Annotated in this window: 21 protein-coding genes; 8 read left to right on the forward strand and 13 right to left on the reverse strand. The window is 60.4% G+C overall.

Features of this window, described 5'->3' with window-relative positions; translation table 11 throughout:
* Window positions 1–77: 77 nt before the first annotated feature.
* From BUB62_RS00245 to BUB62_RS00280, 8 genes are all read right to left on the reverse strand, one after another.
* Entirely contained in the window at window positions 78–923 is an 846-nt protein-coding gene (locus BUB62_RS00245) for a DUF4249 domain-containing protein (RefSeq protein ID WP_073104715.1), read from the reverse strand.
* A gap of 6 nt (window positions 924–929) precedes the next feature.
* Window positions 930–3,308: a TonB-dependent receptor gene (locus tag BUB62_RS00250; protein ID WP_073104716.1), complete on the reverse strand. Its 2,379-nt coding sequence runs from the start codon at window positions 3,306–3,308 to the stop codon at window positions 930–932.
* 100 nt (window positions 3,309–3,408) lie between these two features.
* The gene (locus BUB62_RS00255) at window positions 3,409–4,137 is read right to left on the reverse strand and encodes a head GIN domain-containing protein (RefSeq protein ID WP_084538708.1); all 729 of its coding nucleotides are present in this window, start codon (window positions 4,135–4,137) and stop codon (window positions 3,409–3,411) included.
* Window positions 4,138–4,491: 354 nt separating this feature from the next.
* A complete protein-coding gene (locus BUB62_RS00260; protein ID WP_073104720.1) occupies window positions 4,492–5,070 on the reverse strand; it encodes a YdeI/OmpD-associated family protein in 579 nt (192 codons plus the stop codon).
* A gap of 86 nt (window positions 5,071–5,156) precedes the next feature.
* Window positions 5,157–5,561 (reverse strand): DoxX family protein, encoded by a 405-nt coding sequence (locus tag BUB62_RS00265; RefSeq protein WP_073104721.1) that lies wholly within the window; start codon window positions 5,559–5,561, stop codon window positions 5,157–5,159.
* A 78-nt stretch (window positions 5,562–5,639) separates the two neighbouring features.
* On the reverse strand, window positions 5,640–6,203 hold the full coding sequence (locus BUB62_RS00270) for a Crp/Fnr family transcriptional regulator (protein ID WP_084538709.1): 564 nt from the start codon (window positions 6,201–6,203) through the stop codon (window positions 5,640–5,642).
* A 93-nt stretch (window positions 6,204–6,296) separates the two neighbouring features.
* Window positions 6,297–6,878 carry an RNA polymerase sigma-70 factor gene (locus BUB62_RS00275; RefSeq protein ID WP_084538710.1) on the reverse strand — a complete coding sequence of 194 codons (582 nt, stop codon included), beginning with the start codon at window positions 6,876–6,878 and terminating at the stop codon, window positions 6,297–6,299.
* 120 nt (window positions 6,879–6,998) lie between these two features.
* On the reverse strand, window positions 6,999–8,312 hold the full coding sequence (locus tag BUB62_RS00280; protein ID WP_073104725.1) for an MFS transporter: 1,314 nt from the start codon (window positions 8,310–8,312) through the stop codon (window positions 6,999–7,001).
* Between the two features lie 151 nt (window positions 8,313–8,463).
* Between BUB62_RS00280 and BUB62_RS00285 the strand changes: the two genes are divergently transcribed.
* From BUB62_RS00285 to nth, 5 genes are all read left to right on the forward strand, one after another.
* The gene (locus tag BUB62_RS00285; RefSeq protein ID WP_073104726.1) at window positions 8,464–8,892 is read left to right on the forward strand and encodes a hypothetical protein; all 429 of its coding nucleotides are present in this window, start codon (window positions 8,464–8,466) and stop codon (window positions 8,890–8,892) included.
* An 83-nt stretch (window positions 8,893–8,975) separates the two neighbouring features.
* The gene (locus tag BUB62_RS00290; protein WP_073104728.1) at window positions 8,976–9,545 is read left to right on the forward strand and encodes a DUF6799 domain-containing protein; all 570 of its coding nucleotides are present in this window, start codon (window positions 8,976–8,978) and stop codon (window positions 9,543–9,545) included.
* Window positions 9,546–9,883: 338 nt separating this feature from the next.
* On the forward strand, window positions 9,884–10,519 hold the full coding sequence (locus tag BUB62_RS00295) for an RNA polymerase sigma factor (RefSeq protein WP_073104729.1): 636 nt from the start codon (window positions 9,884–9,886) through the stop codon (window positions 10,517–10,519).
* Window positions 10,458–10,688, forward strand: a complete 231-nt coding sequence (locus BUB62_RS00300; protein WP_073104730.1) for a hypothetical protein — start codon at window positions 10,458–10,460, stop codon at window positions 10,686–10,688. The genes BUB62_RS00295 and BUB62_RS00300 overlap by 62 nt, the downstream gene beginning before the upstream one ends.
* A 115-nt stretch (window positions 10,689–10,803) precedes the next feature.
* Entirely contained in the window at window positions 10,804–11,523 is a 720-nt protein-coding gene (gene nth / locus BUB62_RS00305) for an endonuclease III (protein ID WP_073104733.1), read from the forward strand.
* Between the two features lie 140 nt (window positions 11,524–11,663).
* Here nth and BUB62_RS00310 read toward each other — a convergent pair whose 3' ends face one another.
* Both BUB62_RS00310 and gldB read right to left on the reverse strand, forming a co-directional pair.
* Entirely contained in the window at window positions 11,664–12,872 is a 1,209-nt protein-coding gene (locus tag BUB62_RS00310) for a glycosyltransferase family 4 protein (protein WP_073104734.1), read from the reverse strand.
* A 119-nt stretch (window positions 12,873–12,991) separates the two neighbouring features.
* Window positions 12,992–13,993, reverse strand: a complete 1,002-nt coding sequence (gene gldB / locus BUB62_RS00315) for a gliding motility lipoprotein GldB (protein WP_234988434.1) — start codon at window positions 13,991–13,993, stop codon at window positions 12,992–12,994.
* Between the two features lie 108 nt (window positions 13,994–14,101).
* Here gldB and BUB62_RS00320 point away from each other — a divergent pair, with 108 nt between their 5' ends.
* On the forward strand, window positions 14,102–14,788 hold the full coding sequence (locus tag BUB62_RS00320) for a porin family protein (RefSeq protein ID WP_073104736.1): 687 nt from the start codon (window positions 14,102–14,104) through the stop codon (window positions 14,786–14,788).
* A gap of 253 nt (window positions 14,789–15,041) precedes the next feature.
* Here BUB62_RS00320 and BUB62_RS00325 read toward each other — a convergent pair whose 3' ends face one another.
* The 3 genes from BUB62_RS00325 to BUB62_RS00335 all read right to left on the reverse strand — a co-directional run bounded on the left by BUB62_RS00325 (window position 15,042) and on the right by BUB62_RS00335 (window position 18,250).
* Window positions 15,042–16,652 carry an Rne/Rng family ribonuclease gene (locus BUB62_RS00325; RefSeq protein WP_073104738.1) on the reverse strand — a complete coding sequence of 537 codons (1,611 nt, stop codon included), beginning with the start codon at window positions 16,650–16,652 and terminating at the stop codon, window positions 15,042–15,044.
* A gap of 325 nt (window positions 16,653–16,977) precedes the next feature.
* Window positions 16,978–17,871 carry a tetratricopeptide repeat protein gene (locus BUB62_RS00330; protein ID WP_073104740.1) on the reverse strand — a complete coding sequence of 298 codons (894 nt, stop codon included), beginning with the start codon at window positions 17,869–17,871 and terminating at the stop codon, window positions 16,978–16,980.
* A gap of 73 nt (window positions 17,872–17,944) precedes the next feature.
* Entirely contained in the window at window positions 17,945–18,250 is a 306-nt protein-coding gene (locus BUB62_RS00335) for an HU family DNA-binding protein (RefSeq protein ID WP_073104742.1), read from the reverse strand.
* A 245-nt stretch (window positions 18,251–18,495) separates the two neighbouring features.
* On the opposite strand from BUB62_RS00335, the gene mutY reads away from it, so the two are divergent.
* Window positions 18,496–19,536 carry an A/G-specific adenine glycosylase gene (gene mutY / locus BUB62_RS00340; protein ID WP_234988441.1) on the forward strand — a complete coding sequence of 347 codons (1,041 nt, stop codon included), beginning with the start codon at window positions 18,496–18,498 and terminating at the stop codon, window positions 19,534–19,536.
* An 85-nt stretch (window positions 19,537–19,621) separates the two neighbouring features.
* Entirely contained in the window at window positions 19,622–20,044 is a 423-nt protein-coding gene (locus BUB62_RS00345) for a single-stranded DNA-binding protein (RefSeq protein ID WP_073104744.1), read from the forward strand.
* The last annotated feature ends 63 nt before the right edge of the window (window positions 20,045–20,107 follow it).

A 20,107-nucleotide genomic window follows, 5' to 3' on the forward strand; every position in this document is an offset into this window, starting at 1 on the left:
AAATATGCCGTTGATTCCAGAACAACCAATCAGCAAGGCAACGGAATCGGTAGCTGCCGCTTTTCAGGACACCCGCTCTACCGAATCACCAGCGAATCGGCGCGCACGGTGTGGCCGGCGAAGTAGCCCACGGCGGCCTTATCGGAGCCGGGCTGCACGTTGCGCACGTTGGTGCGCACGTTGGCGGGCGGGGCGGCAAAAAGGCCCACATTGTTAAGCTGGGTTACCATTTCATTGAGGAAGTAGAAATAGTCGCGGGGCAGGGACTCGGCCACCACGCGCACCCGGTCGCCCTTGGCGAAGGGCTTATCGTTGGCTCCTTTCTCGCTGGTCAGCTCCACGCCGTTGATGTAGTTGCCATCCACAAACTCGTCGTTGGTCACGATCAGGTCGTTGGGCTGGTTGAGCAGAATGCCGTTGTGAAACACCTTGAAGCGGTAGTAGTCGCCCACGCCGGGCGTTTCCTCGCCGTAATACAGAATGTAGTAGCCCTCATTCTGGGTGGCGGTTTTGGCCCGAAACTCGGCCCGGATGCTGTCGATTTCGGGCGTGCGCCGAATCTCGGTTTCGGCCCGGTACTCCTCGCCTTCGCTCCTGATGGTCAGCACGTACTGGTTGCCCACTTTGCCGCGCAGCGTGCTGGTAGCATAGGTGCCGGGGCCGATTTCGCGCAGGGTTTCCTGGTGGCCCTCATTGTCGGCGAGGGTGAGCACGGCTCCGCGCACGCGGGGTAGCGCGTCTTCTTCGAAGTACGGGGCGGTTTTGGTGAGCCTGACGAGGTACGGCCCCGGCTGGTCGGTTATTTCGCCTTCCACGGCCAGCAGCGGCCGGCCTTCGGGTATTTTCACCTCCAGCGCATCCACGCAGCCGGTGAGGCCGAAAGGGCCCAGCAAAATCAGCAGGAAAAACAGGAAACGGGTCATGGCAGCTTAGAAATTGAAGTTGTAGGAAGCCGAGGGCAGCACGCTCCCGAGCACCGACAGGCGCACGGCCTCGGTCCGGAGCGGGTTGTCCTTGTTCTGGCGGAAATAGATGCTGTAGGCGTTGCGGCGGGCGTAGGCGTTGTACACCGAGAACGTCCAGCTGCCGTGCCAGCGGCGGTTGGGGTCGGTTTTGCCCTCGCGGGTGGCGGCCAGGTCGAGGCGGTGGTAGGCGGGCACGCGGTAGTTGTTGCGCACGTCGCCGTTCACGTTCGGAATGATAAGGCCCTGGTAGGAATAGCGCGAGTCGGGGAAGGTGGTGGCGATGCCGGTGCTGTAACTGAAGGTGCCCGACAGCGTCCAGCGCGGATTGAGCTGGTACAGGCCCACCACTGAGAGGTAGTGCGTTTTGTCGTACTTATTCACGTACCAGTCGTTGTTGTTCAGGCCGTTGATTTGCCGCTCCGAGCGGCTCAGCGTGTAGCTGATCCAGCCGGTGAAGTCGCCCTGGTTTTTCTTCACGTAGAACTCGGCCCCGTAGGCGCGGCCGCGGCCGTAGAGCAGCTCGGCCTCCAGGTTTTTGTTGAGCAGCGTGTTGGCCCCGTTGATGTAGTCGATCTGGTTGTCCATGCGCTTGCCAAACACCTCCACCGAGGCCTCGTAAGCGTTGTCCTGGAAGTTGCGGAAGTAGCCTACGGCCACCTGATCGGCTTTTTCGGGCCGGATGTTGTTGGTGCTCGGGGTCCAGACATCCAGCGGCGAGGAGGCCGTGGTGTTCGATACCAGATGAATGTACTGCACCATGCGGTTGTAGCTGGCTTTCAGCGAGCTGGTTTCGCTGAGGGCATAGCGTAGCGAGGCCCGGGGCTCCAGGTTGGGGTAGCGTTTGATGACTTTGCCCGCGCCGTACTGCCGCGGGTTCACCGGCGTTTTCTGGCGGCCGTCGGGGCCTTCGTAGTCGAACACGGTGCCCGCGCCGAGGTAGTCGAACATGCTCAGACGCAGGCCATACTGCGCCGAGAGCCGAGCCGAAAACGTCTGCTCGTTGTCGAGGTAGGCATCGTATTCCACGGCCTGCTGCTCATCCAGCGCCAGCGGGCGGAAGATGGAGCTGGCATTGCCGGGCGTGACGCGGCCGGGCAAAAAGGTGTAGTAAATGGCGCCCGCGCCGAAGTTGAGCGTGCTCTGCGGCGTGCGGTAGTAGTTGAAATCGGCCTTCAGGTTGTAGTTCACGATGTTGGACTTCCAGTCGAACGCCTGATTGCCCTCGGGCACGCCCAGGCCGTAGTCGTACTTGCTCACCACGCCCGTCACGTTGGCAAACAGCCGGGCGTTCAGCACGTGGTTCCAGCGCACGGTGCCGGTACGGTTGCCCAACGTATTCTTGAAATCCTTACCGAAGGCGAAAACGTCGCGCCCGAGGTAGCCGCTCACGTAGAGCCGGTCCTGGGTGCCCAGCGTGTAGTTGGCCTTCATCGAGAGGTCGTAGAAATACGCCTGATTGTCCTTCTGCGCGGGTATCAGCTTCAGGAACAAGTCGCCGTAGGAGCGCCGCCCGGCCACGATAAATGAGCCCTTATCTTTCACGATGGGCGCTTCCACCGCCAAGCGCGACATAATCAGCCCCACGCCGCCGCTCACGCCCAGGCGCTGGGTGTTGCCCTCCTTCATGCGCACATCCAGCAGCGAGGAAAGCCGCCCGCCGTACTGCGCCGGAATGCCGCCCTTCACCAGCTTGATGTCCTTCACGGCATCGGGGTTGAAGGTCGAAAACAGCCCGAACAGGTGCGAGGCGTTATAAATCGGGGCCTCATCCAGCAGAATCAGGTTCTGATCGACGCCCCCGCCGCGCACGTTGAAGCCCGCGGCCCCCTCGCCCACCGTGCTGATGCCCGGCAGCAGCTGAATGCTGCGAATCACATCGACTTCGCCCAGCAGCGCCGGCATCAGCTTCACCTGCTTCAGGTCGAGCCGGTTCACGCTCATCTCGGTGCTTTTCACGTTTTCGTCGGGTTTCTGGCCCGTTATCAGCACCTCACTAGTCTGCACGCCGCGGGTGGCCAGGCGCACCGAGCGGGTCAGGCTGGTGGTCAGCGTGAGGGGCGTTTCCTGCGCCTCGTAGCCCAGGTAGGTGTAGGTGATGGTGTAAGTGCCTTTCGGCAGCGTGAGCGAGTAAAAGCCGTACTCATTGGCCGTAGCGCCCACGGCCAGGGCTTTCACGAATACCGACGCGCCCACCAGGGCCTCGCCGTTGGCGGCATCGCGCAGGTAACCGCTCAGCGTCACGCTGGCGTTGGCGTCGGGGGCGCGGCCGGGGCCGGGCTGCTGGGCCATGGCCGTGAGGCCGGGCAGCAGCAAAAGCAGAAACAGCAGAAAAGGGCGGAGCATAAGCAGCCAGGAAAAGAGGAGTAGTTGAAGGGAAAAGGCCGGCCAAAGCCGCCACCTGCCGCCGGGCGGGCCGAAAAGCGGCAGAAAGTCCGGCAAAAAGCTAGTTGGCATCCACCACGCGGCCGGAACCCGACACGCGCACCGTCACGGCCGGCCGGCCGCGGTAGTAGATGTTGCCCGAGCCGCTGATGGTGGCCCGCAGGGCCTCCGAGGCCGTGAGGTAGCACGCGCCCGAGCCGCTGATGCGCACGTCGGCCGTTTGCAGCCGCAGCCCATACGCCTCCACCTTGCCCGAGCCGCTGAGGTCCACGCTATGGCTGTGCGCCGCGCCGCTGAGCCGTACCGTGCCCGAGCCGGAAATATCGGTATCCAGGTCGCGGGCCGTGATATTATCGAACCCGATACTGCCCGAGCCCGACAGCGCCAGGTCCAGATCCTGCACCTGCCAGCCTTCCTTTCCCTGCAATTCTCCGGAACCCGCCACGGCCACCGCCTGCAGGTTGGGCGTGGTGATATACACCCGAATAGGCTCGTGGCGGCGCACCTGCACCCGCCCGAAGCCGATGCTCAGCTTTTCGCCGCTCACGCTGGTTTGCAGCACCTCGAGCACGTTGCGCTGGGCCTCCACCCGCACGCTGGCCGGCGTGCCCTGCGTGAGGTACACGGTGCCATCAATGGCCAGATCAACGCGGTTGAAAGCCGATACGGCGCGATTTTCAGCCTCCACGGGGCCGCTGCCGCTGATGCGGTCCGGGAAAATGTCGTGGTCGTGGCAGCCGCTGAGCAGCAGGCTCAACGCGAGCAGGGCGGAAGAAAGGAGTGTTTTCATAGCGGTAAGCAGGTTTAGGGGTCAGAACTTGATGAGGATTTCAAGTGTCTGATCCGCAACCGGCCCGCCACCCCTACGCGGTGAGGAAAAATATTTTTTGCCGCTTATTAGCTTCTGGCTTTCAACTAAAAAAGGCAGCCATGCCGGGTGCGCCATGACTGCCGTTTGCAGAAGTTGAATCTGGGAACAAGCTTAGAAGCTGTTCGAGTTGCTTTTTCAGGCCGTTGAACCGTGTAGAGACGCATAGTTGCGTCTTGTCAGCCGCGCCAGCACAACGATTGTCGTTCAACGACGAGACGCAAGTATGCGTCTCTACACGGTTCTGACTACTCTTTCGCTAACGCAAACAGCTTATTAGTCATTCAGCCCTATGCCGTTGAGAATGTGGGGCACGGATTTTTCCACCCGTGCCGCTCGGGTTTGGGCCTGCTTGGGCGCGGAAAAATAGAGGATATAGGCCCGCTGCCGGCCGGGCGTCAGACCATAGAAAGCGGATTTCAGCGCAGCGTTGCCGGCCAGCTTGCTCGCCAGCTCATCAGGCAGCGCAAACTCCTCCGGCGTTTTGAACGCTACTTTCAAACCGGATTTTTCCACTGCCACGGCCTCCTCAATGTACGCTTTCACTAGGGCTTCGCTTGCCACTACCTGCTGCACCGAGGTGAACCGCAGCTGCCGGGCGGCCTGCGTATTGGCCGTTTGCTGAATCAGCAGGCCGTTGGGGTCACGCAGCAAGGCTCCTTTAATGAACAGAAGCGCACAGTAGTCTTTGAATACGTGCAGCAAAACGACGTTGCGGCTTTGAAACGTGTAGCACGGTACGCCCCATTTCAATTCTTCCGCAAGGCCGCAGTCCAGCACGAAGGTGCGCAGGTGCTCTATTGCCTCCAGCCACTTGCCGGCTTTGGTGAAGTAGAAATCAACTTTGGGGTTCATCTCCTGGCTATTACTGGGTTGGTCTGATCTTTTATCTGCGGCTCGCAGCACCGCCCTGAAAAGCAGGCGCGGCCGCGCCCAAGCGGCTAGCCCGGCGCCGGGAGCGGCGGCGCGGGCACCAGCCGGCGGCCGGCGGGGCGCAGATACCAGGAGGCCACCGTCAGGCCGGCGAAGACAAACGGGGCCAGCGACCCACCCAGGCCGTCGCCGCTGACTAGGTGCGACACGGTGGCCCCCGTCAGCAGGAAAAAGAAGCCCGCGTAGGCCCATTCCTTGGCCAGCGGCCAGCCCGGCACCAGAATCACCAGCACCCCCGCCAGCTTCCACGCCCCCACTATCGACAATACGTAGAGCGGGTAGCCCAGATGCCGCATTCCCTCCACGTTGAACCGGGCGTGCAGCAGCTGAGCAGTGCCCCCGGCCAGCATTCCGAAGGCCAGCAGGCCGGTTATCAGCCAAAACAAGAGGTGGGGCGAGCGGGCAGTTTTCATGGGGTAGTTGGAGGAGACTGAAGTTCTTCCCAAAGCTATTCGCCGCCTGCGCCCAATCTTTTAACAAATGATAAAAAGCTACCGGCCGGCCCGGATGCGGCTCAGCGACACCTGCGTGATGCCCAGGTACGCCGCCAAATCGCCTAGGCTAATGCGCTGCAGCAAGGGCGCTTTTTCCTGCACAAACAACTGGTAGCGCGTGGTGGCATTTTCCTCCAGCATCTCGCTGATGCGCTTCATCATGCCAACGGAGGCGAAGGCCAGCAGCTGCCGAAACAGCGTTTCGACGGCGTGATGCCGGTGGCAGAGGCGCTCAATATCCGGGCGCGCAATGCTGTAGACCGTGGTAGGCTCCAGGGCCAGCAGCTGGTATTTGGAGGGGGCGCTGGTCAGGTAGCTGTTGATTTCCGTGAACAGGATAGTCTCCTTGAAGAAGGTCATAATGAACTCCTTGTCCTCCTTGTAGAACGATGACTTCACCAGCCCCTGCTCGATAAAGTGGTAATGCTGGCTAACCTGCCCGGCCCGGAGCAGACAGGTGCCTTTGGGAAACTCCTGCCGCACGAAGGCCTGCAGCAGCTCGTCGCGGGCCGGCGGGTCGAGCTTCACAATTCGGTCGGTATAAGCCAAAACTGGGTGCATGCCCGCAAATTTGGCAGAATAGTCCGCAACGGCGGGCGCGTGGATAGGCCGCCGGGCAGGGCACGTTTCACCGGCCTCAGGACTGGCAAATTCTCACAACAGCAGCAGATACATATTCTTCAGCAGCCCGCTCAACTGTTTGCGCATAATGCGCAGGGCTTTGCCCATCTGGTTTTCCACGGTTTTCGGCGAGATATCCAGCGTTTCCGCAATCTGCTGGTAGCTCAGCTCGTCGTAGCGGCTCATGGTGAACACGGCCCGGCACTGCGGCGGCAGCCGGGCCAGCGCGGCCGCCACCGAGGCTTCGGCCTCCTGCTGATACAGCGCGTGCAGGGCGTTGTCGGCGGCGGGCTCGGCGGCGGCGGGCAGCTCGGCCCAGGGCACCTGCCGCTGGTGGCGCTCGGTGTGGCGCAGCGCCGCGTTTAGCGCCGCCCGGTACAGATACGCGCCGTAAGTAGTGCTGACAGTCAGCGTGTCGCGGCTGTTCCAGATGCGCAGGAACACATCCTGTAGCAGGTCTTCCGTCACGGCGCGGTCCTGCACCACGCGGTGAATCACATTGCCCAGCGGGCGGTAAAACTCCCGGAACAGCAGTTCCATAAACGCCTCCGCATCCGTCGCCCGCAGGTGGGCGAGGCGGGCTTCGAGCGCAGCTTCGGACGGGGGAACAGCCATGGTGCGGGGTGGCAGCGGGGCCCTGATCAGCCGGATTCTTTAGCACAATTCTGCGCCAAAGCTACACTATATAGCGTTGCAGCTATTGCCAACGACCGGTTTGTGCGCTTCCGGCTGCTTTCAGACTGCCGGCTCGGCCTGTTTCGGGGTCAGGTCGAGGGTGCGCAGCTTATCGGCCCGCCACGCCGTGACGCCCACCACGCCCAGCGTCATCAGCCCTCCAAACACCACCGAGGGCACCACGCCCAGCCACCGGGCCATCACCCCCGACTCAAAGGCCCCAATCTCGTTGCTGGAGCCGATAAAGATGTTGTTCACCGCCGACACGCGCCCTTTCATGTATTCGGGCGTGAAGGTGTGAATGAGTGTGGAGCGCACGATAACCGACACGGAATCGAACACGCCGGTGAGAAACAGCAGAAACAACGAAAGCCAGAAGTTAGTGGACAGCGCAAACGCAATGGTGGCCGCGCCGAAGCCTGCCACCGCCCACAGCAGCTTGCGGCCCGCGTGTCGCCACAGCGGAAAGTACGTCAGCGCCACGGCCATCAGCACCGAGCCCACGGCCGGCGCGGCCCGCAGGTAGCCGTAGCCCTGGGCTCCCACTTTCAGAATGGTATCGGCAAAGATGGGCAGCAGGGCCACGGCCCCGCCAAACAGCACCGCAAACAGATCCAACGACAGCGCCGCCAGCACCAGCTGGTTGCCGAAAATGAACTGCACGCCCGTCAGCAGGCTTTCCTTCAGGCTGGGCTTCTCGCCCTCGCGGACGGGCAGCGGCCGGCCGGCAATGGACACATACAGCCCCAGCGCCAGCGCCATCAGCCCCGCATCCACGGCGTAGGCCGTCGTGATGCCGGTTTCGGGATGCACGCGGCCCGCAAAGCCGATAATCAGTCCGCCAATGGCCGGCCCGATGACCGACGAGGCCTGCCAGGTAGTGCTGTTCCAGGTAATGGCGTTCGAAAGCCGCTCCCGGTCGGGCAGCAGCTGGGGCATAAACGAGAACAGCGCCGGCCCCAGAAAGCCCCGCGCAATGCCGCTCACAAACAGCACCGCGTATAGCGGCAGCGTATACAAGGCTTCCTTCGCCAGCAAAGGCCGCCCCCACGGCCCCGACAGCCACCACAATGCCACCGAACACAGCAGCAGCACCGCCACGGCCAACACGATGATGTTTTTGCGCCGCACCGAGTCGGCCACGTGCCCGGCATACAGCGATACCACGATGCTGGGAATGGCCTCGGCCAGCCCGATCAGGCCCAGCGCCAGCGGGTCGCCGGTAAGCTTCAGAATCTGCCAGCTCACCACCGCGCCCTGGATCTGGGTGGCAATGACCATGCTGGCCCGGGCCGAAATCAGGCGGCGGAAATCCGGAATCCGCAACGCGGCGTATGGGTCATGACGAAGGGGAGCGGGGGCGGCAGCTGGCATAGCGGAAACGAGTCGGGTGGAAGCGGGCCAAAGGTAGCGGGAAACCCGCCCTGGGCACTAAACCCGCCTATGTTTCAGATGCCGGGCCGCCGCGCTACTGTGCTGCAGCAACCGTCTATTTTCTCCTATCTTGCCCTCTATACACTGCGCCATGCCTGCCCTTACGCTGCCCGTAGCCGATTTTATGGAGCTTACCTTCCGTCCGGATGCGGGCACGCTGCTGGGGCGCTGGCACCGTCCGGTGAGTGAGCCGGAGGTGCAGCAGGGCTACGAAGCCACATTGGCGGCCGCCACCGCCCACCGCTCGCGCTACTGGCTCCTCGACCTGCGCCGCCGCGGCCCCATCAGCGAAGACAGTACCCATTGGGTGCTGGAGGCGTTTTTGCCGCGGCTGGCGTCTCTGCTCGGAGGCCGCGTCTACGTGGCCTTTCTCATGTCGCCGGGCCACCTGAGCGCCGTCGATCAGGAAAACGGCGCGCCGCTGGTGGCCAGCGCCGCCTGCCACGTGCGCCTGTTCACCGACGAGGGCAACGCCACCGAGTGGCTGCTGCGCCGCCAGCGCCACGAGGGCCAGGCGTAACCCTGCGTGCCCCAACCGCGTCAGTAGTCTGGCCGGCAGTTGATTTTGCTGCGGCCTATCTTTCTCCCCAACACCTGCCTCGTATGCGTTCCTTCTATCTTGCCTGCGGGGTTGCGGGTAGCCTGCTGCTTGCTGCCGCGCCCGTTTTCGCCCAAACCACTTCCCCGGCCCCGGCCCGCGCCACCAGCCTGAAAGATGGCGTGTACCGCAAAGGCGGCCTGACCATGCGGCTGCAGGCCGGCCAGACCAGCCGCCTTTCGGCCCCCGTCACCATGGCCAACGGCCTCACCATTCGTCCCGATGGCATTATGGTGAGCAAAGACGGCACCCGCCAGATATTGGAAGAAGGCAAAGCCGTGAACATGCAGGGCCAGATTGTGGGCTTCGCCGATGATATGATGTCGGCCCCCGCCATCGAGCAGCGGGCCCGCCAGGTGGCCGGCGTTACCGAGACGCGCGTGGCCATGCCCGATGCCGGCCCCGTGCCCGCCCGCTTGGCGCTGGAGCTGCTACGCACCGAGCGCCGCTTAGCCCTGCTCCAGCAGCTCGCCGACAAGCTGGCCCAGCGCGCCGGCACCGCCACCGGGCAAACCGCTGCCACCGCCGCCCTCGATGCGCAGATCCGGGACCTGGACGCGCAGCTGAAACGCTAGCGCGCCATTGGCGCGCCACCGTCTGAAAACCCCAAAAGCCCGCCTTGGCGGGCTTTTTTTATGTGCCACTCTATGCCCTGGGCACGGCGTTTCGCGCTTTTGCAGCGCCAGCCACCGCCGGCTGCCATCCGGCCCAAAAACGCAGTATTTGATTTTTTCAATACCGGGTTTCAAAACTGTGCAATTTTTTTTCTCATTTGGCAGCAAACCCATTGTGTTTAGCAAACCAGTTATCTACATTTGATTTCTTCAATCACCTCCTTTCCGGGTCCTACCCACTCATCGGCAACTGCACTCTATGGCCTAAAGCTCTACTTCCCATTCACTAAGTAGTCTTTATGGAAACCATGCAGCCGAGCGACTCCGCTCTGATTTCGCTCTATATTGCCGGCAAGGAAGATGCCTTCGCTTTATTGTTAGACCGGCACAAGAGCCGCGTTTTCACGACGATCATGCTGATCGTGCGCGACGAGGACGTGGCCGACGATCTGCTGCAGGATGTCTTCATCAAGGCCATTCACACCATGAAAAGCGGGCGCTACAACGAGGAAGGGAAATTCTCATCCTGGATCTGCCGCATCGCGCACAATCTGGCCATCGATTTTTTCCGGCGCGAAAAACGTAGCCCACTTTTGAGCCTCGATACAACAAGTCATGCCTTCAACTCGTTGTCGATGGCAGAAGAGGGGGCGGATGTGTCTATCTCCCGGGAAGAAACCTACGCCCGTCTTCGGGAGTTAATTCAGGACCTACCTGCGGCGCAGAAAGAGGTGCTCGTGATGCGACACTACGGCGACATGAGCTTCCAGGAAATTGCCGACGCGACGGGGGTCAGTATCAACACTGCCTTGGGGCGGATGCGCTACGCCCTGATCAACCTGCGGAAGAAGATGGCCGCACAACCCGTTTTCTATGATCAAAACCTTTACCCACGAGAAGCTCCTGCGGTACGTGTACAACGAGTTGCCGGCTAAGGAGCACCAGGAAGTAGAGCACGCCCTGCTTCACGACCCCGAGTTGGCCACTATTTGCGCCGACCTGCTGCTGGCTCAGCGCTGCCTGGACGGCCTGCAGCGTCAGCCCCGCCAGCAAACCACCGATTCGATTCTGCAATACTCGCGCACCTTTTTGAAGGCGGGTTAGCAGCGGCACAAGCCCAAGAGAGGGAAAGAGTAAATGCGCCAATGGCGTGGGAAAGACCTGCTGAACCAGCATCTTTGCCCCGGCATCCGCGCCATTTATTCTCTCCCTCTTTTTTATGCGCAAGCCCGAACGGTTCCGCCGCTTCCTCGACTATTTCACCACCAATTTTCCCGAGCCCCAAACGGAGCTGCACTACGGCAACCCGTACGAGCTGATTGTGGCCGTCGTGCTCAGCGCCCAGTGCACCGATAAGCGCGTAAACCAGATTATGCCCGCGCTGCTGGCGCAGTTCCCGACGCCCGCGCACCTGGCCGCTGCCTCTCCCGACGATATTTTCCCGCTCATCCGCAGCGTATCCTACCCCAACAACAAGGCCAAGCACCTGGCCGGCCTGGGCCGCCTTCTGACCGAAGAATTCAACTCGGAAGTGCCGAGCACACTGGAGGAGTTGCAGCGCCTGCCCGGTGTGGGCCGCAAAACGGCTAATGTAATTCTGTCCGTCATTTACAACCAGCCCACCATGGCCGTCGATACGCACGTTTTTCGCGTGTCGCACCGCCTGGGCCTGGCTGCCCTCACGGCAACCACACCGCTGGCGGTGGAGAAAGAGTTGGTGCGGTATATACCCGAAGCCCTGATTCCGAAGGCCCACCACTGGCTTATTCTGCACGGCCGCTACATCTGCGTGGCCCGGCAGCCGAAGTGCGCCATCTGCCCGCTCAAAGATTTCTGCAAATACTACGCGCAGCATTTCGGCGAACCTGCCCCCAGCGCCTGCAAACAGGGTTCTGCCCCCAAACAAGCTTCAACTATTTTGCCAGACAGTACAACTTAGCACAAAACTGGTTATAGCGGGTACATAAGCTCAGCTTGGAGTGAGTAGCGCGAAAATCTGTTGCGCGACGAGCATAGCAAGTATCCGAAACCGCGCAGTTCCAGACACTCGCTGTACTCATCGCGAAACGGATTTTCACGTTACTCGCTCTGGCTGGTGGCAGCTTCCAGCACCCGCTGCACCGTAGCGGCAATCTGCTGGCGGTCAAATTGCGCGGCGGCTACTTGCCGGCCGTTTTCGCCGGCTGCCCGCAGCGTTTCCGGCTGCGCCAATATATTCTGTAGGCAGGCCGCTAAAGCGTCGGCATCGCCGGCGGGCGCATACCAGCCGCAGCCATACTGTTCCACCAACGCCTTCGTCCAGCCCTGATTAGTGACGACAACGGGCGTGCCTACCGCCAGACTGTCGTAGAACTTAGCCGGCGAATTAGCATCCAGCACCGGCAGATTCAGGAACGACACCACCGACATATCGGCCAGCCGGAACCACCCGAATACGGTATGGCGCGGCTGCGGCGGCACCAGCCGGATGCTGGTGCACCGCGCGGCCGCGGCCCGCACCAGCGGCTCATGAAATCCCAGCCCCATGAACAGCCACACCACGTTTGGCCGCCGGAGCGCGAGCAGTTCGGCGGCAGCTACCAGCGTCGGAATATCGTTGGCACGGCCAAAGGTGCCGGCGTAGAGCACCACCTGCTTGCCGGCCAGCCCGTGCGCCTGCCGCAGCGCTTCTACTGCCTCCGGCGTTGCCAGCGCGGCCAGCTCCAGGTCGGTGCCGTTGAGTACGGTCGTAATTTTTTCCGGCGCGATGCCCTGCGCCTGCACGTAGCGCGTCATGTCGGGCGAGAGTGGCAGAATATGTTGGGCGCTGCGGTAGAGGCTCTTTTCCAGGGCAAAAAGCCTGTTTTGCGCGAAGCGCGTGGGCACGGCGCCCATGGCAATGGGGAACGACGGCCACAAATCCTGCACCTCAAACACCCACGGCACCCGCCGCTGCCGCGCCACCTGCGCCGCCGCCCACGCTGCCGTCAACGGCGTAGAGATGCCCCAGATAACGTCTGGCCGCTCCAGGCGCAGCCCTTCGCGCACAGCATACGCCGCGTATTGCCCGAAAGCCAGCACCCGTCGCGCCACGCCCATCTTATTAGCATACGGCACCTCGGCAGCCCGCATTTCCACACCCTCCGGCAGCCAGGGGTACAGGTGCGTCAGCCGCTGGGTTTCCCAGGTGCGCGTCGTAATCAGCGTAACGCGGTGCGACTTTGCCAGGTGCGCCAGCAACGAATAGTGCCGGCTCGTGGCCGGGCAGTCGGGGTTCGTGTGGTACTGGCTGAAAACGGCAATGTGCACGTGGAGTCAATTAAGAATTAGGAATTAAAAATTGAGAATTCTGTCTCACCCAACTTGACTAAACCCGTGGCTGCTGAGAAATTTTTTAATTCTTAATTCTCAATTTTTAATTGAGCGCGTCAGCGCTTCGGCCGGTAGCGCGATTCGCTCAGGATGCGCTGGGGGTCTCTTTCGGCCATCAGCTGTTTCAGCGTCACGTTGGGGTGCTCGGCCATGTACTTGCGTACGATCTGCCAGCCCACCCATGCCCCCACCCGGCCGGGGCAGGTCTGGCCAATTTCGGGCACGTTGGGCCGCTCGCCCATGTATTTCTGAATGGTGAAAGGCGCCGTGTTGTAAATCAGGTTCTTCTCGATGAAGTGCGCCCAGATTTTGCCCTCGTTAAACTGCACCCCCGCCATTTCCGGGCCTGTAAAGCCCATCAGCAGCGTATCGGCGGTGCAGGGCAGCACTTTTTCGGCGAAGTAGAGCGACTTCCCAAACTGCACCATCTCGCCCAGCATGGTCTGGTTGGTCAGCGCGTGCTGGTTGTATTTGCTGCTCACGGCCAGCGCCGCCGTAGGCATGAGGTAGGCCGGCGCGTAGCGGCGCAGAATGTACTCGGGCAGGTTGGGCCGGTAGCTGGCTTTGGGCCCCACGAAGAAGTCGAGGCTTAGCACCATCAGGCTGTCATTCACGAACATATCCTGGCTCAAGCCGCTGACAAAGGTCTTGACTGGCGGCACCCGAAAATCGGGAAAGTAGTAGCGCACGTGCTGAAACATGCGCTGCAGCTGCGCCTTCAGCACCTCCGTGTCTTTAAATTCGGCTTCTGCCTCTTTGCCTAGTTTCTGCAGGCCCTGGTTGGTGGCCAGCTTCACCAGCGCCTGATCCAGCACTTCCTCCGACGGATACTGCTTGCGCTGCAGAAACTGATCGGCAAACAGCGGATGCTGCCGCACGAACTGCCGGGCCTCGGCGGGCGTGCGAATCTGGAAGAACGGCTGCTCCAGGCGCTCCAGCTGCACGGGTGCCGCTACGCGGGCCACTTCGGGGTTCGACTCGCACTGAGAAGTATCCGTACTGCAGCCATTGCTCAGCAGGAGCACGGAGCCGAGCGCGGCGGTCAGGAAAAGACGCATGGGGGCGGTGTTGTAAGGCACGCTTCTATATTTGGGCGAAAATAACCTAAATCGAAACGCCAAGCGGCCCGCTTTCGTCTAAAGCACAACTCCCTATCCCCTTTTGCCATGAAAAAATCGTTGCTCGCCCTGCTCCTGCTGGGTGCTTCCGCCGGGGCTGCTTCGGCGCAGGTCGAAATTGGCCTCAAACTTTCGCCCTCCGTGGCCTATCTGCGGGCCGATTCGCCATCCGGCTCCAGCTTTCAGAACGAGAAGAGCAAGGTTACCCTCGGCGGTGGTCTGGTGGTCGATTATTTCTTCGGGCAGAACTACGCTTTCAGCTCTGGCCTGTGGCTGACGGGCAAGGGCGGCACCATTTCCTACACCGATAAAACCAGCGCCACCAACGCCGACCCGGTGCGCCGCAACCAGGAAATCGGCCTGCAGTACCTGGAAGTGCCTCTCACCGTCAAGCTTTTCACCAACGACGTGGCCACCGACACGAAAGTGTACTTCCAGCTCGGCGGCTCCGTCGGCGCCCTCATCGGCAGCCGACTCAACGGCGACAAGCGCTACACCGACCCCGCCACGGCCCAGGAAACGGAAGCCAGCAAGCACTTTATTCTGCCCGATGCAGCGGCGTTAGTTGGAGCCGGCGTAGAGTATCAGCTCGGCCAAAGCACCAAGGTATTTGCCGGCCTCTCCTACCACCGCGGCCTAGTCAATATCGAAAAGTACTTCGACAAGGACCGTGGCATTAAGGACGTTACGCTCAAGAACAACGAAATTGCCCTTGATCTTGGCTTGAAGTTTTAAGCTGTCATTGCGAGGACGAAGGACGAAGCAATCCGTCCTGGACAATGAGTTGAGCCCTGTTAAACTACAAAGCCCTGACGTATGCCGTGCGTCGGGGCTTTGTGCTGAAAAAGAGCTTTTCACATTTCAGAGGACAGATTGCTTCGCTTCGCTCGCAATGACAGACGAAAAAGCCCCGCCGCTCATCTCGAGCAGCGGGGCTTTCTTCTTATCAGGAGGGCTTTTCGCAGAAAAAACCGTCAATCAGTACTCATTAGTCCGTCAACTCCTCAACCTCACGGTCCTGGAGACGGCTCATGGCGGCGGCGGGGGAATGCAATTCGATTTCCTCGCCCCGCTCATCCTCGATGCGGTAGTCGGTGAGGCCCAGGGACGTATCCTTCATAACCTTCACCCACTTGTAATACTTGAGATACCACTTCATCTGCTTCGACACCAATCCCTTGGTGTAATAAGCGTGCAGGAAGGGGTGCACATACAACGAGATGCCCGACTGGTTCTGGGTCACCAGCAGGTCTTCGATGCTGTTGTCGATTTCGTCCGTTACGAGGATAGAAGCCGAAATCTTGCCCGTACCACCGCAGGTTGGGCACACCTCGCCGGTGATGATGTTCTCGGCGGGACGTACGCGCTGCCGCGTGATCTGCAGCAGCCCAAACTTGGTGAGGGGCAATACGGTGAAGCGCGCTTTGTCGTGCTTCATCGTGTCGCGCACGGCATCTTCCACTTTCTTACGACTCTCGGCACTCTTCATGTCGATAAAATCGACCACGATGATGCCGCCCATGTCGCGCAGACGGAGCTGCCGGGCTACCTCCTTGGCCGCCAGCATGTTGATCATGAGGGCCGTAGCCTCCTGGTCACTTTCCTGGTTGCTCTTGTTGCCGGAGTTCACATCGATGACGTGCAACGCCTCGGTGTGCTCGATGACGAGGTAGCCGCCGCCGGGCACGGTCACGGTTTTGCCAAACAGCGTTTTGAGCTGCTTTTCCAAACCAACGTGCTCAAACACTTTCACCTTACCGGTGTGGAGCTTGAGCAGACCGAGCTTGTCGGGCGCAATCTTCTGGAGGTAGCTGCGCATCTCCTCGTACATCGGCGCCGAATCCACGGTGATGGAGTCGAAGCTTTCGTTGAGCAAGTCGCGTAGCATGGAGCTGGAGCGGCCCAGCTCACCCAGTACCTTGTCGTTCGGCTTGGCCGTACGCAGGGTCTGGAAAAGCGTTTCCCAGTTGGCCGTCATGCTTTGCATATCCTTGTCGAGCTCGGCCACCTCGCGGCCTTCGGCCACGGTGCGGATAATCACGCCGAAGTTGTCAGGCTTGATGGAGGCAATGAGCCGCTTGAGCCGCTCCCGCTCCGTCTTGCTGACGATCTTCTTGGATACGCTTATCGTGTTGGAAAACGGCACCAGCACCAGGTAGCGGCCGGCCATGGAAATATCCATGCTCAGCCGGGGCCCTTTCGTGGAAATCGGCTCCTTCACAATCTGGACCAGCAGCTGCTGACCCTTTTTGAACACGTCGGCGGCTTTGCCGACTTTGTCGAGCGGGCCTTCAAACTGGAAGGTTTTGAGCGCGCCCGTGGTAATTTTCTGCGATTGTACGCCCTTGCTCCACTTCATCATCGAGGGAAACTGCTCCCCCAAGTCGCCGTAGTGCAGAAAGGCATCCTTTTGATACCCGATGTCAATGAACGCGGCGTTCAGACCGGGCATAACTTTCTTGACCGTCCCCAGGAAAATGTCGCCAACCGAGTAGTTGGTGTCGTTGCGGTCGAAATGGTATTCGATGAGCCGCTTATCCTGGAGCAGGGCAATCCGTTCTCCGTCCTGAGTAGAATTAATGACTAATTCGTTACTCAATGGGTCAGTTGGTTAAGTGAATACACTGCCGTGGCGAGCCTACGCCCCCGAAACCCGCAAAGGGAAGCCGGTGCACTTGGCACCAGCTTCCCTTCCAAGGCCACGGGGAAAGCGAAAAACCAGCCACTCTCAGAGTACTTACGTGAGAGATAGGACGGACCAGCGGCCGAGGCCGCAGTCCGACGAGCAAACCCCGGGAGGCTTACTTCTTCTTGTGACGGTTCTTGCGCAGACGCTTCTTCCGTTTGTGAGTGGCAATCTTATGACGCTTTCTCTTTTTACCGCAGGGCATGATGAGGAGGTTAGGGTTTGTAAAAAAGGTTACTTACTTCAACTGAGCGAGTTGCTCATCCACCGATGCCGATAGCGCCGGGTCTGTGCTCAAGCTCTTGACTTTCAGGAAAGTCGCCTTGGCTTCTTCTTTGGCATTGGTTTTAGCCAAAGAGACGCCGAGGTAAAACTGGCCGTTGATGTTCTCGGGGTTGACTTTCGTCAGCTCCCGGAAGCGCTCTACGGCCTTATCGTACTGGTTGCTCTGAATGGAGAGCAGGCCCAGGTTATACAAGGCACCTTCGTTGCGCGGATCGGCCACCAGCACCTCGCGAAGCAGCGTAACGCCCTGTACGGGGTTGTCGCTGGCCATGTAGGCCATGCCCAGGTTGGTCTTGGCGTCGAGGTTTTCGGGGTTGTTCTTCAACACCTTCTCGTACAGTTCGCGGGTTTTGGTGGCCAGCATTTTCTGCCGTTCCTCCGTGGCCGCGAAGCTGAACGCCTCGAAATACGAATCCGCCGCCCGCTTCCAGGTTTGCTCGCCGGGGCGAGCCACGGCCAGCTGCTCGTAGTAGTAGCCTGCGCTGTCGAACTTCTCGACCTCACGGTACTTCACGGCCAGATCCGATGCCACGCGCAGCTTGGCCACCGGGTCGCGCTCGGCCGAGTACTTAGCCAGCAGCCCGTCGATTTCCTTCCGTTTGGCGGGAGCTACCGTCATGTGCGGCTGCTCGGCCGTGGCGCCGGCGGGCGCGGTGCCGTCTACGGAGGCCGTGGACGGCGCGGCGGCGCCGTTGTCGCGGTTGGCCGTGCGGGCCGCCTGCTGGCTCATCTCGCTTTTGCCTTCCTTGGGCTTCACAATACCTTTGGGCAGCACGTACAGGCCGGCCGCCACCGCGAGGGCAGTGACTACGAGAACAAGCTGATGGGAGGAACTAGAGGATGCCATAGGGAAAAAGCAGGCCGCCGGGTTCCGAAGTCGGATACCCGGCGGCGCGCCGCAATGTTACGAAGAAAGGAGCTTAGGCCTGGGCCAACTCTTTAATCTTCTTGCTGTTTTTGATCTTGCCGATGAAGGTTTTCGACGGCTTGAAGCTCGGAATGAAGTGCTCGTCGATGATAATCGACGTGTTTTTCGAGATGTTGCGGGCGACTTTTTTAGCTCGTTTCTTGTTTACGAAGCTACCGAAGCCCCGCACGTAGATGTTGTTGCCGTCGGCCATCGAATCTTTTACCACTTTGAAGAAGGCTTCAACGGTAGCGGATACGTCTGCTTTCTCAATGCCGGTCTTGTCGGCGATTTCGGCGATTACTTCTGCTTTAGTCACGCTGGTAAGTGTACTAGGGTGTGAAAAATGGGTACTGGGCAAAACGCCCCAATTCAAGACGTAAGCCCTTGCCCGGTAAGCTGTTGTTTACGAATTGGGGCCACAAAGGTACCCGTACTTTTTGGTTTTGCAATACTTTTCCCACTTTCCGCTTCGCCGGCTTCTGCATCAGCAAACCCCTATCTCCCAATATTTTGCCCAACATAAGTACCCCTGCCACCGCCCCCTATTTTGCCCCTGCCCTCTTGGAATGGTACCCGCGGCACCGCCGCGACCTGCCCTGGCGCCACACCCAGGACCCGTATGCTATCTGGCTATCAGAGGTAATCCTGCAGCAAACCCGCGTGAAGCAGGGCCTGCCTTACTACCTCGATTTCATCACGACCTACCCCACCGTGCACGACCTGGCCGCCGCGCCCGAAGATGAGGTGCTGCGCCACTGGCAGGGCCTGGGCTACTACTCCCGGGCCCGCAACATGCACCACACCGCCCAGCAGGTGGTGCGCGAATACGACGGCAAATTTCCTGACACTTACACCGAATTGCTGAAGCTCCGCGGCGTGGGCCAGTACACGGCGGCGGCCATTGCCTCCTTCGCCTTCGGCGAAAAAGTGGCTGTGCTCGACGGCAACGTGTACCGGGTGCTGGCCCGCGTGTTCGGCATCACTGCGGATATTGCCGCGCCTGCCAGCCGCAAGCAGTTCCAGACCCTGGCCGACGCGCTGATTCCGGCCGCCGCGCCAGCGGAATTCAATCAGGCCATTATGGAGTTTGGGGCCATTCAGTGCACCCCTGTTAAGCCCGATTGCCTGTTTTGCCCGTTGCAGCAGCACTGTTTTGCTTTTCAGCACGGCATGGTGCAGGAATTGCCGGTGAAAAGCAAAGCCAAAGCCAGCCGCACGCGCTACTTTCACTACCTGGTGCTGCGCCACGGCGAAACGGTGTATCTGAAAAAGCGCGGCCCGAAAGACATCTGGCAGGGCCTCTATGATTTCGCCCTCACGGAAACCGACGCCGCCGAATTGCCGCCAATGGCGCTGCTCGATGCCGTAGAGTCGCTGGGCGGGCAGTTGGCCACTGACCGGGCCGCGGAGCCCGTGCAGGCGCTCCGGCACGTGCTGAGCCACCAGAAAGTGGAGGCTAAGTTTCATCCGGTGTGGCTGCGGCAACCATTGGCGCAGCCGGCTCTGCAGGCGGCGGGGCTGGCAGCTTTCACGGCCACGGAGGCGCACGATTTGCCCAAGCCCATTCTAATTGCTAACTACATTGACACAATCTGGAAATAAAAACTAAAAAATTTGGATATACAGGAAATAGCTGCTATTTTTAATACAGGAAATTTTTCTCCCCTAACGACTTAACGGTCAGATCATGGCAGGCATCAACAAAGTAATTCTGGTAGGCCATTTGGGCAAAGACCCGGAAGTACGGCATCTGGAAAGCGGGGCCAGCGTGGCCAACTTTACGCTGGCGACCAACGACTACTACAAAGACAAGAGCGGCACCCGTATCGAGCGGACTGAGTGGCACAACATAACGGCCTGGCGCGGGCTGGCCGAAGTGGCCGAGAAGTATCTCAAAAAGGGCCACCAGATCTACGTAGAAGGCAAAATACGGACCCGGCAGTACCAAGACAAGGACAACCAGACGCGCTACATCACCGAGATTGTGGCTGATGAAATAACGATGCTGGGTGGCCGGCCCCACGCCGATGGGCAGCAGAGCCAAAACCAGCAGCCGGTGGAGGCGCAAACCTTCCGGCAGGAGCCGGAAATTGATCAGCTGCCGTTCTAAGCATCCGCTCCATCTAGTTTCGGGAAAGGCCTTGGCACGTTGCCAGGGCTTTTTTCGTTGTGC

It is taken from the genome of Hymenobacter daecheongensis DSM 21074 (assembly GCF_900141805.1).
Lineage (GTDB): Bacteria > Bacteroidota > Bacteroidia > Cytophagales > Hymenobacteraceae > Hymenobacter > Hymenobacter daecheongensis.